The sequence below is a fragment of the Gluconobacter sp. P1D12_c genome (genome assembly GCF_018812105.1).
Lineage (GTDB): Bacteria > Pseudomonadota > Alphaproteobacteria > Acetobacterales > Acetobacteraceae > Gluconobacter > Gluconobacter oxydans_A.
The window spans coordinates 1-456 of sequence record NZ_JACSIQ010000449.1 but is presented as its reverse complement, the minus strand read 5'-3'; the positions used below and the strand labels follow the sequence as shown (position 1 = coordinate 456).

At 43.9% G+C, this 456-nt stretch carries 1 protein-coding gene; it reads left to right on the top strand.

The genetic code is table 11. From position 1 onward, the window contains the following. Nucleotides 1–11 precede the first annotated feature (11 nt). A partial coding sequence (locus tag KP705_RS17610; protein WP_215765218.1) for a protein rep occupies nucleotides 12–456 on the top strand: 445 nt, incomplete at its 3' end.

The window sequence follows — 456 nt, the reverse complement described above, 5'->3', positions numbered from 1 at the left end:
ATCTGCGGTACATGGTTATCACCTGCGGTGAGAACGTCCGCATATATGATGACCTCAAGGCGGAGCATAGGAAATGGACACGCAAGCTCTCTGATTGCTTCCGTTGGCTCAATCAAAAATATGGTTCAAATCTGTATTTCAGGGGGACTGAGTTCACTCATAATGAGGATCATGAAACCCTTAACATGCATATGAATATCCTCTTTGATCTGCCGTATTTGAAGGGGAACGGCTGGCAGGATTTTCTTGCTGATGTTCGTGAGAGGATGTCGTGCATTGTTAAGGATGCGGGAACTCTTGAGTCTGTTGATGAGGTCACAAAATATGTGACTAAGCCGAACGATATTGAGACGATGGAGGATGGCAATCTTGATTGGTTCTATAATGAGACACTCAATACGCGACTGATACATATGTACGTATCGTTTAAGGAGTTCAAGGGGTCTCTTAATGATG